Source organism: Rhizobium sp. R635, from assembly GCF_002211285.1.
In the GTDB taxonomy this organism is placed as follows: domain Bacteria; phylum Pseudomonadota; class Alphaproteobacteria; order Rhizobiales; family Rhizobiaceae; genus Rhizobium.
Map to the genome: position 1 here is coordinate 86,844 of NZ_LOKX01000034.1, position 14,442 is coordinate 101,285.

The 14,442-nt window shown below is 59.6% G+C and carries 15 protein-coding genes; 5 read left to right on the plus strand and 10 right to left on the minus strand.

Translation table 11 applies throughout. The features are described from left to right. Positions 1–19: 19 nt before the first annotated feature. Positions 20–871 (minus strand): ATP-binding cassette domain-containing protein, encoded by an 852-nt coding sequence (locus ATY78_RS23390; protein WP_141105668.1) that lies wholly within the window; start codon positions 869–871, stop codon positions 20–22. A gap of 134 nt (positions 872–1,005) precedes the next feature. Between ATY78_RS23390 and ATY78_RS23395 the strand changes: the two genes are divergently transcribed. Both ATY78_RS23395 and ATY78_RS23400 read left to right on the plus strand, forming a co-directional pair. Beyond that, the gene (locus tag ATY78_RS23395; RefSeq protein WP_088684686.1) at positions 1,006–1,986 is read left to right on the plus strand and encodes an NAD(P)-dependent oxidoreductase; all 981 of its coding nucleotides are present in this window, start codon (positions 1,006–1,008) and stop codon (positions 1,984–1,986) included. 44 nt (positions 1,987–2,030) lie between these two features. Then, positions 2,031–3,023 carry a substrate-binding domain-containing protein gene (locus ATY78_RS23400; RefSeq protein ID WP_088684687.1) on the plus strand — a complete coding sequence of 331 codons (993 nt, stop codon included), beginning with the start codon at positions 2,031–2,033 and terminating at the stop codon, positions 3,021–3,023. A 51-nt stretch (positions 3,024–3,074) separates the two neighbouring features. Here the strand turns inward: ATY78_RS23400 and ATY78_RS23405 are convergent, their stop codons facing one another. Next, entirely contained in the window at positions 3,075–3,944 is an 870-nt protein-coding gene (locus ATY78_RS23405) for a LysR substrate-binding domain-containing protein (protein ID WP_088684887.1), read from the minus strand. A 118-nt stretch (positions 3,945–4,062) separates the two neighbouring features. Between ATY78_RS23405 and ampC the strand changes: the two genes are divergently transcribed. Then, on the plus strand, positions 4,063–5,217 hold the full coding sequence (ampC, locus tag ATY78_RS23410) for a class C beta-lactamase (RefSeq protein WP_088684688.1): 1,155 nt from the start codon (positions 4,063–4,065) through the stop codon (positions 5,215–5,217). 1,071 nt (positions 5,218–6,288) lie between these two features. Then, positions 6,289–6,495, plus strand: coding sequence for a hypothetical protein (locus ATY78_RS23415; RefSeq protein WP_088672922.1), 207 nt, complete (start codon positions 6,289–6,291; stop codon positions 6,493–6,495). 353 nt (positions 6,496–6,848) lie between these two features. On the opposite strand, the gene ATY78_RS23420 is transcribed toward ATY78_RS23415, so the two are convergent. The 7 genes from ATY78_RS23420 to ATY78_RS23450 form a co-directional block, all read right to left on the minus strand. Continuing rightward, on the minus strand, positions 6,849–7,097 hold the full coding sequence (locus ATY78_RS23420) for a hypothetical protein (protein ID WP_088684689.1): 249 nt from the start codon (positions 7,095–7,097) through the stop codon (positions 6,849–6,851). 103 nt (positions 7,098–7,200) lie between these two features. Continuing rightward, a complete protein-coding gene (locus tag ATY78_RS23425; RefSeq protein ID WP_088684690.1) occupies positions 7,201–7,908 on the minus strand; it encodes a TfuA-like protein in 708 nt (235 codons plus the stop codon). Further along, positions 7,905–9,059, minus strand: coding sequence for a YcaO-like family protein (locus ATY78_RS23430; RefSeq protein WP_088684691.1), 1,155 nt, complete (start codon positions 9,057–9,059; stop codon positions 7,905–7,907). Before ATY78_RS23430 ends, ATY78_RS23425 begins: the two co-directional genes overlap by 4 nt. A gap of 48 nt (positions 9,060–9,107) precedes the next feature. Beyond that, the gene (locus tag ATY78_RS23435) at positions 9,108–9,320 is read right to left on the minus strand and encodes a hypothetical protein (protein ID WP_088684692.1); all 213 of its coding nucleotides are present in this window, start codon (positions 9,318–9,320) and stop codon (positions 9,108–9,110) included. A gap of 20 nt (positions 9,321–9,340) precedes the next feature. Continuing rightward, a complete protein-coding gene (locus ATY78_RS23440) occupies positions 9,341–11,200 on the minus strand; it encodes a peptide antibiotic resistance protein (RefSeq protein WP_088684693.1) in 1,860 nt (619 codons plus the stop codon). Between the two features lie 9 nt (positions 11,201–11,209). Further along, complete coding sequence (locus ATY78_RS23445) at positions 11,210–11,635, minus strand: helix-turn-helix transcriptional regulator (protein ID WP_088684694.1); 426 nt, start codon at positions 11,633–11,635, stop codon at positions 11,210–11,212. A gap of 315 nt (positions 11,636–11,950) precedes the next feature. After that, positions 11,951–12,583 carry a class I SAM-dependent methyltransferase gene (locus tag ATY78_RS23450; protein ID WP_088684695.1) on the minus strand — a complete coding sequence of 211 codons (633 nt, stop codon included), beginning with the start codon at positions 12,581–12,583 and terminating at the stop codon, positions 11,951–11,953. A gap of 544 nt (positions 12,584–13,127) precedes the next feature. Here ATY78_RS23450 and ATY78_RS23455 point away from each other — a divergent pair. Beyond that, positions 13,128–14,012 carry a DUF6030 family protein gene (locus ATY78_RS23455; RefSeq protein ID WP_088684696.1) on the plus strand — a complete coding sequence of 295 codons (885 nt, stop codon included), beginning with the start codon at positions 13,128–13,130 and terminating at the stop codon, positions 14,010–14,012. Between the two features lie 9 nt (positions 14,013–14,021). Here ATY78_RS23455 and ATY78_RS23460 read toward each other — a convergent pair whose 3' ends face one another. Then, positions 14,022–14,396: a DUF948 domain-containing protein gene (locus ATY78_RS23460; protein ID WP_088684697.1), complete on the minus strand. Its 375-nt coding sequence runs from the start codon at positions 14,394–14,396 to the stop codon at positions 14,022–14,024. Between the last annotated feature and the right edge of the window lie 46 nt (positions 14,397–14,442).

The following is a 14,442-nucleotide window of genomic DNA, read 5'->3' on the forward strand; positions in this document are numbered from 1 at the left end:
ATAGAAGCAGCGGCGCCGATCAAACCTGTTCGATGGCGCCTGTTATGAGACCCGTGACTTCCTCCGGCGAACTCGCCGCGATCGGTTTGTCGGCAACTTTCCTGCCCCGGCGCATGACGATGACCCGGTCGGCGACGGTGAACACGTCGGGCATGCGGTGGCTGATCAAGACGACCGCGATGCCCCGGTCGCGCAGCTCGCGGATCAGGTTGAGCACCTCCGCCACCTGGCGGACGGAAATCGCGGCCGTCGGCTCATCCATCAGCACGATCTTCGCTTCCGAGAGCATGGTGCGGGCGATCGCCACCGCCTGCCGCTGGCCGCCCGACATCTGCTTGACGAGATCGCGTGGGCGCGTTTCCGATTTCAGCTCCTTGAAGATCTCGCCGGCGCGGCGATACATCGTCTTGTAATCGAGCACCTTCAGAGGGCCGATGCCGCGGCGCAGCTCCCGCCCGAGGAAGACGTTCGCCGCCGCCGTCAGATTGTTGCAGAGCGCGAGATCCTGATGGACGATCTCGATGCCGTGCTGGCGCGCCTCGACCGGCCGGTGCATGACGATTTCCTTGCCGTCGAGGCGCATCGTGCCTTCGCTCGGCCGGAAGTTGCCGGCGATCATCTTGACCAGCGTGCTTTTTCCTGCGCCGTTATCGCCCATCAGGCCGACGACCTGGCCGGCTTCGAGCGAAAACGACACGTCGTTCACGGCCTGGATGGCGCCGAAGTGTTTCGAGATATTGGTGAGTTCGAGAACCGCAACCAGCCGACCACCCTCCCAGGAATCCGCAGGCTTGCCGTCGCGGCCCGCTGGCCGCCAGACGCCTGCGATCCCGCTTTGCCGATCTCCTCCCGGAAAAGCGATTGTGCTCATTTACGCAAAAGCTTGAAGAACCGTCAATCAATTGTCCGCGCAACCGGCCCGCCGACGCGAAAATCTACTTTCTCGGGAAAATACGGATTGACGCCGGAAACGGGTGGATATTAGCTGTTACTGGGAGAAAGAGCATGCTGATCCTTGTCACCGGGGCTACGGGCAAGGTCGGGCGGCGCTTCGTGGCTGGGCTGCTTGACGAGCCGGGGTTTTCCAAAGCGCGCATTCGCGCGCTTTGCCATAACCGTGTGCTCGATGAGACCGACCGCATCGAAGTGATCAAAGGCTCGATCGCAGACAGCGGCGTCGTCGCAGCCGCGATGGAAGGCGTTACCCACGTCCTGCATCTCGCCACCTGCAAGGAAACGCCCGATGACGTCATGGATGTCACCGTCAAGGGCCTCTTCTGGCTGCTCGAAGCCTTCCGCACGAGCCCGACGGCCAGCCAGTTCATCCTCATCGGCGGCGATGCCGGCATCGGCCATTTCTTCTATCGGCATGACGGGCCAATCACGGAAGCCACGCCGCACCGCGCCTATCCCGGCTGCTACGCGCTCTCCAAGGTGCTCGAAGAGGTGATGCTCGAGCAGTTCGCCATCCAATACGGCATCGACACCTGCTGCCTGCGCGCGCCCTGGATCATGGAGAAGGACGATTTCAAGTTCACGCTCTCCTTCGGCGACGATGTCTTCGGCGGACCGGACTGGAAAACCCTCGTCCCGCCGGCCGATGCCGAGCGTTATGCGCGTGACGGCACAGTGCCGCTGCTGCGCGACGCCGACGGGCGCCCGCTGAAGCGCAATTTCGTTCATGTCGACGATCTCGTCTCGGCGATCCTCAAGGCGATCGACAATCCGCGCGCCAAGGGGCAGCTCTTCAACATCTCGATGGATCGCCCCGTGGATTATGGCGAAGTCGCCGCCTATCTCGCCCGCACGCGCGGGCTCGGCTCCGTCGACATACCAAGCCAGTATCACTCGAACTGGATTGACAACAGCAAGGCGAAATACCTGCTGGACTGGCGCCCCGTCTACGATTTGGAAAAGCTCATCGATTCAGCCTGGGAATACCGGCGTTCAGGGGAGGAGCCTCGCATCGTCTGGTATCCCGGTTGATTGCAGGCGGGCGAAGGCGCCCGTCTTTCACAAGGGAGGAAGCTATGAGGAAGGCATTATTGCTTACAGCCGCTGCAGTGCTGGCGATTACGGCAGGTGAGGCCATGGCCGCCAAGAAGCAGCTGGTCATCGTCGTGAAGGGCCTCGACAACCCGTTCTTCGAGGCGATCAACCAGGGCTGCCAGAAGTGGAACAAGGAAAACGCATCCGCCGAATATGAATGCTTCTACACCGGCCCGGCATCGACCTCCGATGAAGCCGGCGAGGCGCAGATCGTCCAGGATATGCTCGGCAAAGCGGATACAGCCGCCATCGCCATCTCGCCGTCCAACGCCAAGCTGATCGCCCAGACTCTGAAGACGGCCAATCCGAGCGTTCCGGTCATGACGCTCGATGCCGATCTTGCGGCGGAGGATGCGGCGCTACGCAAGACCTATCTCGGCACGGACAATTACCTGATGGGTGCGAAGATCGGCGAATACATCAAGAAGGCCAAGCCGAACGGCGGCAAGATCTGCACCATCGAAGGCAACCCCGGCGCCGACAACATTCTGCGCCGCGCGCAAGGCATGCGTGACACGCTGAGCGGCCAGAAGGATCTCCCCGCGCTGAAGGGCGAAGGCGGCTGGACTGAGGTCGCCGGCTGCCCCGTCTTCACCAATGACGACGGCGCCAAGGGCGTTCAGGCGATGACCGACATCCTCGCCGCCAACCCCGATCTCGACGCCTTCGGCATCATGGGCGGCTGGCCGCTGTTCGGCGCACCCCAGCCCTATCGCGACCTGTTCAAGCCGATGGCAGACAAGATCGGCAAGAACGAGTTCGTCATCGGCGCCGCCGATACGATCGGCGACGAAGTGGCCATCGCCAAGGAGGGCCTCGTTACCGCGCTCGTCGGCCAGCGGCCGTTCGAAATGGGCTATAAGGCTCCCTCGGTCATGATGGACCTGATCGCCGGCAAGCCGGTCGAAGACCCCGTCTTCACCGGGCTCGACGAATGCACCAAGGATACCGTCGACACCTGCATTCAGAAATAGGATGCCCATCGGAGCGCTCACGCGAGCGGGCGCTCCGACACGCCACCTTCATCAGAGGTTGGAAAATAACCAGTCCGAAAACGCGCGCATACCAGCCGTGACCGGCCGCGATTGCAGGCGCGTCAGCCAATAGCTTCCGAGCGATATGGTTGTCGGAAACGGCTGCACGATCGCGCCCGAGGCAAGGTGCCTTGAGAACATCGATGGCGGCGCGAGCGCGATTCCCAGTCCCTGGAGTGCGGCCTCCATCATGCCGACCGAGGAATCGAAGACGATACCGGCATTCACCTGCGCGGCCGGCGGCACACCGGCCGCCCGAAACCATGTGCTCCACTCATCCGCCCGATAGCTGCGAAGAAGCGTCGCCCCGGCAAGATCCGCCGGCGACCGGATATCCTCCGCGAGCTTGGGAACGCAAAGAGGCGAGAGCGGGGCATCGAACAGGCGCGTCGCCTCCGTGCCGTGCCACGAACCGCTGCCGAAGCGGATGGCGAAATCCAGCCCCTCGGCGGCCGGATCGACGCGGTTGTTGTTGGTGGAGACCCTGACATCGATGAAGGGGTGGCGGCCCTGGAAATCCGAGAGCCGCGGCAGCAGCCAGCCGACCGCGAAGGTGCCGACCACGCCCAGAAACAGCAATTCCCTGACCTGCCCGGCCTCGATCCTGTCAAGCGTCGTCGCCATCTGATCGAAGGAAGCTGTCACCGTCGGCAGCAGCGCCTCGCCTTCCGCCGTGATCTTCAGGCCGCGGGGAAGACGCTGGAACAGCGATACGCCCAGTCGCTTCTCGAGACCCTTCACCTGCTGGCTGACGGCAGCCTGGGTCACGCACAGCTCGATCGCCGCGCGGGTGAAGCTCAGATGCCGTGCCGAAGCTTCGAAGGCCCTCAAGCCGTTCAAGGGGAGGAATTGCCGGACCATATCGAGCCCTAGAATTTCTTGTATCTGCTGCGAGATATCATCGTTTGTGATCGCAAAACAGCGCCGGTAAACGCCATCCACATGCGCTTTGCGCACTGCTGATCTGGAGGATGACGAAATGAAAAGCCTTGGGATAAAAATTTTATCGGCCGTTCTGATCTCCGCATGTGCTTCCGCGAGCGGCCTTGCCGCCGACGAGGCGAAAGTGAGGGCGATCACGGACGCCGCGATCAAGCCGCTCATGGAAAAACACGCCATACCGGGCATGGCCGTCGCCATCACCGTCGACGGGCAGGATCACATCGTCAATTACGGCGTCGTGTCGAAGGATACGGGCAAACCCGTCGGGCCGGAAACCCTGTTCGAACTCGGCTCGATCAGCAAGACCTTCACGGTGACGCTGACAACCCTCGCGGAAGCGAACGGCGATCTTTCCCTGTCCGACAGGGTGAGCAAATATCTTCCCGCGATGAAGGGAAAGCCGTTCGGCGATGTCGTCCTGATGAACCTCGGCACCCACACGGCGGGCGGATTTCCGCTGCAGGTTCCCGATGATGTCACAAACGAAAAACAGCTGATGGCCTATCTCCAGGCCTGGAAACCCTCCTATGAGGCGGGAAGCCACCGGAGCTACGCCAATCCAAGCATCGGCATGCTCGGCTATATCACGGCAAAAAGCATGGGCGGCGATTTCACGAGCCTGGTGGAAAAGCAACTCTTCCCCTCGCTCGGCCTGAAAAGCACCTTCATCGATGTGCCGAAATCGCGGATGGCGGACTATGCCCAGGGCTACAAACGCACCGGCGAACCGGCCCGCATGAGCCCAGGCCTGCTTTCATCGGAAGCCTACGGCGTCAAATCCACCGCAAGCGACATGATCCGCTTCGTCGGTGCGAATATGGGCATGGTCAAGCTCGACGGGAGATTCCAGCAGGCGATCACCCATACCCATACCGGCTATTTCAATGCCGGCGCGATGACCCAGGATCTCATCTGGGAGCAATATTCCTATCCGCCTGCCCTGAAGACCCTGCTGGAGGGCAATTCACCCGCGATGCTCAAGACGACTTCCGTCTCCGAGCTGAAGCCGGCGATGAAACCGCGCGACGACGTATGGATCAACAAAACCGGCTCGACCAACGGCTTCGGCGCCTATGTCGCTTTCGTCCCCGAAAAACGTCTCGGCATCGTCATGCTCGCCAACAAGAACTATCCCAACGAAGAGCGCGTCTCCGCGGCCTACGAAATATTGGCTGCACTCTCAGCAGAGTGACGTCGGCAACCGCTCAAAATCAGGAAGCAACACGGAAATGAACATCGAATAAACAGAAGTTATGCACAATAAACTGCAATCACACCAATAATGATATTCGACAAAGTGGATTTTTACTGTCATCACACCTGTGTACAGTGCAAAATTCCTAATTGAGGACCCGCCAACCACCCCGGCGGGTCCTCATTTTGTTTCAAGGCAGATTGCGGCGATGCGATCCCTCGCCATCAGGCACGGAGCTGAAGTACATCAGCCATAGTGAAATATCTCCCACCACATCATTCGTAACCCAGAGAGTCAAAATCCAGATTTGAAGTTGTGACCGCAGTCACCGTCATCATATGGATATTATTGATCGTTAATACGGATGAATATCTATCGAGCATTCGACTGAAATACATATACTGATCATCAAGTGTCTAAAGTTTAATCACCTTATAATTGATATTTAAATACAACTTCTATATGAAATCGTAAATTTTACCTTTTGATAAAATTTTTATCTCCATGCACAATTTTTGCTCAGATTTACTGCCGTTTGGAAGAGGCCAACCGTCTCCTTCCCGAGAGCGAAAATGCCCGCCAAAAACCCTTTTCCGCATCGGCCTCGCGGCGCTGCCGGCAGGCCGCCGGCATTGGTGACGACGGCATCGCGGCGGGCCGGTGAACCGCCTCCCGGGCGCGCACGCGGAAGGACATCGATCCAGGGTAGGCACCGCCAGGATGACGCCGCCGAGATGTCGTGATAAATCAAATCGTTACACCAGAGGTATCGGCGATCCGCCAGGCAGTATTCGGTGCGTTGTACCACCCTCGGATACGATCGCGCCGGGCTCGACCGGGACGCCGATACGACCCGCCCTCTTTGGACGATCCACACGCTTGAGACGACCGATATATCTGAGCGGCGTTAGGCCCTGCCAATTCAGCGCGCCGGCATGCTCCGCACCGGGCTCCAACCTGTGTCGAAATGGTCGCACTCGGCAGCCGAATCAATCCGTCATAAAGCATTTGCTTGCTCAACTTATAATTTGTGTCATGGTCACTGTAAGTAGTGAGGGAGCCGACCAGATGAGTGATTTAGCATCGCAGATTCCGGAATTTGGTTACGATGAGCGCGTCATGATCTGCCGCAAGCAGATCGAGAAGGCGGTTTATCAGTTCATTGCAAACACCAAGGTCGATGGGTGCGATCCGGCGGAAGTCGCAATGGCCATCGCGGATATCGCCGACGACTACATTTTGCTTCTGGCGCAGAAGCGCAATCTGACCCACTGAGGTCGCCGATCCGCGGCAAGGCAGCCGCTCGTCCAGGGGACGGGCGGACGGTGATCCCGCAACCGCTTCCCTGATGGAGGCGTCGCTGAGGGAAGCACCACAGCCGCTTGAACCCGCGCAGAGACGGCTCCGCCGCCAGCGCGGCTCATTCGACCGACATCTCTCACCAGCCCGCTTATCTCCACGCACGAAAAACCCCGAAAGTCGGAACGATCTTCGGGGTTGTTCAGATTGATGGCAGCAGCCGTCTAGAGCATGTCGCGCAAAAGTGTGCAGCGGTTTTGCGGGCAACGACATGCGGAAAAACAAGGACCTAAAGCGCGAGGAGCGAATCTGAAAGATCGCGACGCGCTTTAGTGGCTTCTCACGCTCATCTGCGGAACGGGGGAGCTCAACTCGGCCAAATCCCGGGTCAAGCCCTCCCCCACTTCCTGTTTCACCGCCTCGAGCGCGAGATCGAGGCAATGCGTCGCGAACTGCAGTTTAACGTCCTGGGCGACCTGCCGCGCATACGCGATCATCCGCGCAAGCGCGACGAGTTCGTCCAGACCATCTTCCGCCCCTTGGTCTGTGTCTATCCTAGCAGCCGATGTCACGCCCATGCCCCATTCTCCCACGAATTCAAGGCACAATACGCCGGCGGACACGTTCCAGCCCGTGAAAAAAGCGTGACACAACCCTCGGTGACGATTGTCACATTCGGGCTCAAAGCACAGGTCGAGTCCGGAACGAGGTTTCGTGGAGCTTCCAGCGCGGAACGACCGTGGAGCGGGCGTCCTCGGCCTCCTGTACGGCTTTCAGCAATTCCAGGGCATCGACGCGCTTTTGATCGACGGAATGCGCCACGAGGGACGCCAGCAGCCGCGGGCGCTCCGGCTCGGCCAGATCGGCGCATTGCTCGACGATCGCCCGCCATGTCCGTTTCTTGAAGAAAATCGCGGCTGCCGCCTGCTCGATGCGGTCGCGCGCTCCGCGTGTCAGCAGCCCGCCGTCCTCCATCGCATCGAGTGTCGCGTTGACATTGACGAGCGGGATCGTCAGCGGCTTGCTGCCGAGCGCGCTCGGGGCATGCGTGAGCGCGACGGCGGCATCGTCGACGAGCCGGCCGGTGCGATAGTCTTCGAAGATCCGGCCGATCCCGATCATGCCGAACGGATGGCATTCGGCCGCCCGCAGCGCCCCCATGCTCGCCGCCCCCATGACGATCACCCCGAGCGACAGGGCGTGGAGAATTTCCTTGTGCCAGACCGGCGCCACATATTCGAAGCCGCCGTCGATCAGGCCGATGACGTTGGCGCCCTCTTCCACCGCGGCCAGCACGTCGCCCCGCGTGGCGGGCGGCAGCACGGCTATTCCCTCGCCGGCAAGCAAAGCCGCGTCGGGAAGACTGGGACCTGCAAAAATGATCTTCAAAACCCGATCGCCCTCGCAAGCGCCCTCGTTCCAAACCGCCGGGCTCGCTCACCCTCCGGATTTTCGAGCTCGGGAATGACGACCTTCACGACGCTGAAGGGAAGCGTCTCGTCGCTGAGGCGCACGACCACGACCGAAGCGATTCCCCTGTTTCGCAGAGTATCGAGCACATGCTGCAGCAGGAGTGGCAAATCCTGCCGGCTCCCGCTATCGCCGGCGGCGGGCGGCACGGCAACCGCATCGAAAGCCCGCCGCAAGGACAGCGGCAAGCATCCCGTGAAAGTGGCCGGAGAAATATCGTCCCGGGCGCCGCTGATATAGGTGAGCCGCGACTGCACCGCCTCCGTCACCGCGCGGATGGCGGCCCGAACGGGAGAGGGATGCGCGCCCGTGCCGCCTGTCACTTCGACCAGGCGGATATCCCTGTCGCCATGGATATCACCAGGGCCGAGCATGGCGGTGAAACACGGGATCGCAATGTCGCTGGTGATGTCGAAAAGCCTGAGCGCCAGGCCCGACGCTTCGATCTTGTCGATCAGCCCGGTCAGCGCGCTATCCTCGAAACCTCGGGGATCGACACAGCGGGAATAACGATGCGCAGCAGCACCCACCTGCCACAGCACATGGGCGTCACGCTCGATGCGCTCCAGCACGCCATGAAAGATCGCCTCTTCGAGATTGTTTCCCGATGCCAGCCCATCCGACGACATCCAGTACCGGGCGTCGCGCGTGCGGTCGAGCACCACCGCGTCGAAGGGGATATGGATCGCATCGCCTGTGAGGATATTGCGGCCGGCAACCCATTCGGTCTCCTCGTCCGGCGCGAGATCGGGCTTATGCAGCGCGATCAGGCAATCCAGCCTATCGACCGAAAAGCCCCTCGCCTGCAGAGCGGAAGCCGAGCCGCGGACGCGCTCGACGGAGGGTTCGCCGGCAACGGCCCGCTCGAGGGCTTCCATGATCGTGGATACCTTGGCGTCGAGATCGGTCAGGCCCTTTCCCTGGGCGATCACGATCGACCGGGAGTTCGGGGCATAGGCGCACCAGACGGGGATGCCGATATCGTCCAGTCCGGTATGGCGCGCGACCCTCGTTATGCCGAACCCGGCCAACAAGGGTTCGACGCGGGAAAGGGTTTCCCGCGGCGAAATGATCCTGTCGGAATATATGATCCGCTGCCGATGTGTCAGAACGCCGGCTCAGCCGTCGACATGGCCGGAAAGGGCGACCTGCACCGACGAAACGGCGACCGCGAGGTCGACATTGTTGACGAAGGTGCCGCCCGTTTTGCGCAGGTCGTTCACGGTCGCCAGATCTCCCGTCGGATTGAGAGGCTTGATCGTGCCCGCATCGAGATCGGCAAGCCAAAGCCCTGTCTCGCCGGGTATTCCGATAATGACTGCCTTTGCCATGTAATGCCCCTAAGTGATTGTTAAAAACCAGCCCTCAACAGGCCCTCCCGATAAAGCTCTTTTTGCCACTGTTCCTTGAAGGGAACGATGGCGAGCCACTTCTCGACGTCGAACACCGGGTTGATGCTTTCGGCGCGCTGCCGATGGAATAGCGCCCGCTTTCGATCGCCGATCATTGCGCAACTGGCCGCCGCGATGCGGTGGGCCGGCGCCTTGTCTTTCATCGCCTCGACATAGGCGATGGCCTGCTCGTATTGCTCCAGGAAGAAGCTCGCTCCTGCCGCACACCAGAGATAGGCGTCGGGTGCGATCGGATTGAGCGAAATCGCTCTCGTGATCTTGTCGAGCGCATCGCCGGGGCGCGATGCATGCACGAGCGTGTCGGCATGGCTGTAGATGACATCGGCGAAATGCGGGCTGAGTTCTTCCGCCAGATCCAATGCCGCGACGCTCGCATCGACATCGCCGAGATAGAGTTTGGTGACGCCGAGCTCGCGATGCCCCGCCGCCGATGACGGATCCCGCTCGATGGCGCGAAGCGCATGCTGCTCGGCCAGATGCAGCAACTCATCGTTGCCCTGCGCCGTCACCAGCCATTCGCTGGTGAAGGTTCTCGCCAGCCCGGTGAAGGACGGCGAAAAATCCGGCTTGTGCGACAGCGATTGTTTGAACGCCTTCCTTGCCCGCCGGATATGCGGCAAGGTCAGCTTGCTCATCAGGCTCGAGCCGACGAGATAGGAATGATAGGCTTGCGGGTTGGCTTCGAAACGGAGCCGCTCCTCCTCGTTTTCTGCCAGTTCGCTCGCCACCGACAAGGTCAGCTGCTGCGCGATCAGCCGTCTCTGCCGCGGCAGCGTATTGGGCGTCATCGCAAAGCGGTTGGCCCAGATGATCTCGTCCGTCGGGAAGTAGATCAGTTGGGCGAACAATCCCTCTTCGGAGAACCGTGTATCCAGGAGATAGGTAATCGAATGCCGGGCGACGACGGCCGCCTTCTCGGAGTCGCGGCGGATCTGTCCTGCCGTATGCGGCGCGACGATGGAAACGTTCCGCAGCGCGCAGAGTTCGATCGTGACGTCTTCGATGAGCGCGTTCGCCAGAGCAAGCCCGGCATCGGCATGTTTCGATGTCGGGGGAAGCAGCACAAGGCGAGGCAGGATCAGGGGCAGCGCCGATATGCGCCCAGTATCGCCGGACGTATCGCCGGGCGCCTCGCCGCCGGGCTCGGAACGCTTCACCTCTACTCTTGCGGTGGCCTCGCCGTTGCGAAGCCGCTCGCTGACCGACGACCCGCCCGACAGCTGGTGCAGCAATGCCCTGACCTGCTCGTCATTCGGGTCGCGTTCGAGGATCTGCAGGGCGGCGCTGGAAATGATGCGCGCGTCCCCGGGATTGTGCATATCCGGCAGCGCATCCAGCAAAGCCTGCCGCAATTGCAGCGCCTGGATGTCCCGCTGCGCCCTGATCCAGGCATCGATCGGCTTGGTCGCCGGCTTGATGTTTCCAATGAAGCCGCGCTGGGTCAGTTCGGCGATCGCGTTCAGCCTCTCAAGAGGCACACCACCGGCGCGGAAGATATCGAGGTCGCTGGAAACCGCCTGCGTATTGAGACGAACGGTGGCGGCCGTGAAATCGAAGGCTATCTCGGCGCGGCCGCCATCTGTCTCGCGAATGCGCGAAAGCAGTTTGCGCAAGTTGAGCCGCGCCTGCTCGGGCTCGACATCGTTCCACAGGAACTGGGCCAGTTCATAACGGCTGAGTTCGCGGCTCGGGCCGGTATAGAGATGGGCCATCATCAACAGGCCCTTGATCGGATAGCGAACCGGATCGCCATTCGTCTCGATCAACCGCAGATCGCCAAATGTCTGCAGGTGAAGCACGATCCATCCTCAGCCGTTCACAACCGGATCCTGCAATTCACCGTCGATGTCGGACAATCCCGCCACCGCCAGGCTTTTGGCCAGCGCCACCAGCTTTTGCCGGATGTTCGGGTCCTCGATCGCGATGAAAGCCTTGTTGAGCGCCAGGCCCTCCTTGGAGGACAAGAACTTGTTCAACTCGCTCGTTTCGCCTTCGATCGGCCCGGAGCCGCTGTTCTCGAAGAAGAAGCCGATCGGCACGCGAAGGATCTCGGATATGCGCTGCAATCGGCTGGCGCCTATCCGGTTCGTTCCCTTTTCATATTTCTGGATCTGCTGGAAGGTAATACCGAGAAGTTCGGCCAGACCGTGCTGGGTCATCCCGAGCGTCTTTCGCCGAACGCGCACGCGGTTGCCAACATAGACGTCGATTGAATTCGGCGATTTAGCCTTCATGTGAACAACTCTCCCGCTGTATCAGCACGCCCCGCTGTATAATGGAGAGTTTAAGCGATAATGCAACTAAAAGTAAATATTTTAGTAAGGAATTTTTTCACCGCTCAACACAGTAAAAAACAACCTGTGGATTATTACAGTGGAGGTCACTTCAGCCCGAAGCATGCCGGGCGAAATGCGCACCGGTTTTGCGCCGAAGACCTGCGCAAAACCAAAGACTAAAGCGTAACAGGCGAAGATCGCGACAGGCTTCAGGCGCCAGATGCACTGGCACCCCTCGCAGCGACGCCGCGCTGCGCGTAATCGGATGCCGACCTAAACAGGCCTTTGGGCGATAGCGATCATCGACTTGGCGAAGGCGGGAATCCTGCCGACATATTCGAAACGGATATTGTCGAAGCCGCTGTCCATCAGCAGCGTGCTCAAGGTGCTTTTCGACCAGAACTTGATATGTCCGTGATCCTTCAACGGCATGAAGTGATCGTCCATTTTCCCCACCGCAGCCAAAGCGAGATTCTTCAGGTAGCCGTGATAGGGCGTCGACATCACGGCGATACCGCCCGGCTTGACGAGATCGTACATGGTCGAGGTGAATGCCTTTGGATCGTAGACATGCTCGACGACCTCGAGACTGATGACGGCATTGAATTTGCCGTATTCGCTGGAAAGATCGTCATAGGCCGAGCCGACATTCAGCGGCAGCTGGGGATAGTTGATATTGGCCTTGGTGATGCCGTCGTTGGAAGGATCGACGCCGACGACATCATACCCTTTTTCCGAAAGAGCCGCCGCCGCCCCGCCGGTCCCGCATCCCAAATCAAAAACGTCATTTTCCAGAGTACCGTCGAAATGGGTCTCCAACACATCCAGCACCGTCGGCAAAATGTAGGAGTGCGCGGTCGTCGGTTTGGCGTGAACGTAGGTGGTTGCGTCTAACTCGATAGACAATATGCCTCTCCTTTCTGCTCTGCGATTGCACCGGACCCTATAGAAAAATACGTCGAAAATTTGATGAAAATCGATAAAACCGCCCAAGCGACAAAGAAATCAAAATATAATCTATAGTTACGTCGCGAAAAAACAAACCTATTACGCGAAACTGGAGTTTTAATGGAATTTAGAACGGTATCTGTGATACGCTATTCATCTAAAATCGGGAGATAACCTTTATATATCTGAAACAAATACAATAATATTCGGGTGAAATCTATGGGAGCGACAATCAAAACCATCCCAATGGCTGACTGCTCGCCGCCAGGAAGTTCGGGGTATCCTCTATCTCCCGTTGCAATTGTCGGCAGCGGTATTGAAGATTCTTGATTGAAATGGTGCTGAAGCCTCGCCACGGCAATCTGTAGCGCGCCCTGCCCGATCGCGAGGGGAAAAGATGCCCAATTGCCGACACGAAACCAAAGATATTTAACGGATAACTGTATACTGCTGGATTTAGACAGCCGATCGAAACCCTTCTCGCGTACCGGAGAAGACAAGCTTGCCCGATACATCGCCCGCATATGCGAAACAGCCGGTGAAAAAACCGCGGCTTCCCGTGGTTTTCTGGCTGCTGCTGGCGATTTCCCTCTCGCTGGTCATGGGAACGGTACTTCTTTCCAACGACATGAAACACCTGAAGGAGGCCGGACATTACTTCGGCTTCGATCTCTTTCCGGAAGAGGTGAAGCCGCCTCCCCCCAAGCCCTTTCCCCGCCCGGCGCCGCCGGCCGCCTTCAAGCTTCCGCTGCACGCGATCGAAGCGCCGATGGTGCAGACCGCATCGGCCTTTCTGCGCACATGGCGGATCTCCGGGCCGGCAATGTGCGCGGCGTTGCGCGATGCGGGCATTCAAACCAGCGATTGGGCGGCGGCAAGCTTCAACGCCGATACCTACGAATGCTTTTTCGAGCACAGCGGCAAGCGGGAGAAGGATCAGCTTGCCAATTCCACCTTCGTCATCGTCCGCGGCGATGCCAGCGGCACGATCAACAACATGCGCGTGAAGATCATCAATCCTCAGACCGATCAGAACGGTCAGCTCGATCCCGCCATCCTGCGGATTTTCGAAATCATGCTGCGTCAGCCGCAATGGCTCGATTTCCACGAAACGCTGAACGCGATCAAGAATCTGAGGGACGTCAAGGAAGACGGTTTCGGCGCCAATATCAGCTTCACCCGCGAAGTGCTGAATGAAGGGCGCTACAATTTCACCCTCTCGCTGGATCCGACCTCGCCCCCGCAGAAAAGAACGAGAAATTACTTCTCCGAGAGAATATGGCTTCCCTCGCCGGACCCCAAAGGCGAGACCGCCGAAGCCCAATCGGAACCGACGGCCGAGCCTCCCGGCGCGGCAGAGGCGAAAAACCCGGAACCGAGGCCATAGTCCTGGCGATCAGGCCATGCGGCTCGCATCGTTGTGATGCCTGGCGAGGATCTTATAAAGCTCCGTCAAACTGTCGGGATCCGGCCGCTCGGTGGCGTCGCCACCCGCCAGGCGCCAGACACGCTCGACATTGAGGTCCTGCGTGACCTGCGCAAGATCGTCGTTCAGCGAGCGAATGACGGCAGCCGATCGCTGCAACCGCCGCGAGGCTCTGACGAGCGCGACGAGCAGGACGAGAATGATGCCGGCGACGCCGAAAACGAGGCCCGCGAACTGGCGATCGTCGAGATGGGATAAGTCGTTTCGGGCAATCGCCATAAAAAAAGCGGCATTTTGAAATGCGATATGAAAATAGCTCATGAGATAGCTGAACCAAACTTCCATTACGAGCTCCCTACGCAGCGGTTTATATCTTGGAATATATTGAAAA

What these genes read in the sequence shown, in the direction of transcription:
- ATY78_RS23390 (WP_141105668.1), bottom strand. Translation starts at nt 871, where the DNA reads ATGAGCACAATCGCTTTTCCGGGAGGAGATCGGCAAAGCGGGATCGCA.
- ATY78_RS23395 (WP_088684686.1), top strand. Translation starts at nt 1,006, where the DNA reads ATGCTGATCCTTGTCACCGGGGCTACGGGCAAGGTCGGGCGGCGCTTC.
- ATY78_RS23400 (WP_088684687.1), top strand. Translation starts at nt 2,031, where the DNA reads ATGAGGAAGGCATTATTGCTTACAGCCGCTGCAGTGCTGGCGATTACG.
- ATY78_RS23405 (WP_088684887.1), bottom strand. Translation starts at nt 3,944, where the DNA reads ATGGTCCGGCAATTCCTCCCCTTGAACGGCTTGAGGGCCTTCGAAGCT.
- ampC (WP_088684688.1), top strand. Translation starts at nt 4,063, where the DNA reads ATGAAAAGCCTTGGGATAAAAATTTTATCGGCCGTTCTGATCTCCGCA.
- ATY78_RS23415 (WP_088672922.1), top strand. Translation starts at nt 6,289, where the DNA reads ATGAGTGATTTAGCATCGCAGATTCCGGAATTTGGTTACGATGAGCGC.
- ATY78_RS23420 (WP_088684689.1), bottom strand. Translation starts at nt 7,097, where the DNA reads ATGGGCGTGACATCGGCTGCTAGGATAGACACAGACCAAGGGGCGGAA.
- ATY78_RS23435 (WP_088684692.1), bottom strand. Translation starts at nt 9,320, where the DNA reads ATGGCAAAGGCAGTCATTATCGGAATACCCGGCGAGACAGGGCTTTGG.
- ATY78_RS23445 (WP_088684694.1), bottom strand. Translation starts at nt 11,635, where the DNA reads ATGAAGGCTAAATCGCCGAATTCAATCGACGTCTATGTTGGCAACCGC.
- ATY78_RS23460 (WP_088684697.1), bottom strand. Translation starts at nt 14,396, where the DNA reads ATGGAAGTTTGGTTCAGCTATCTCATGAGCTATTTTCATATCGCATTT.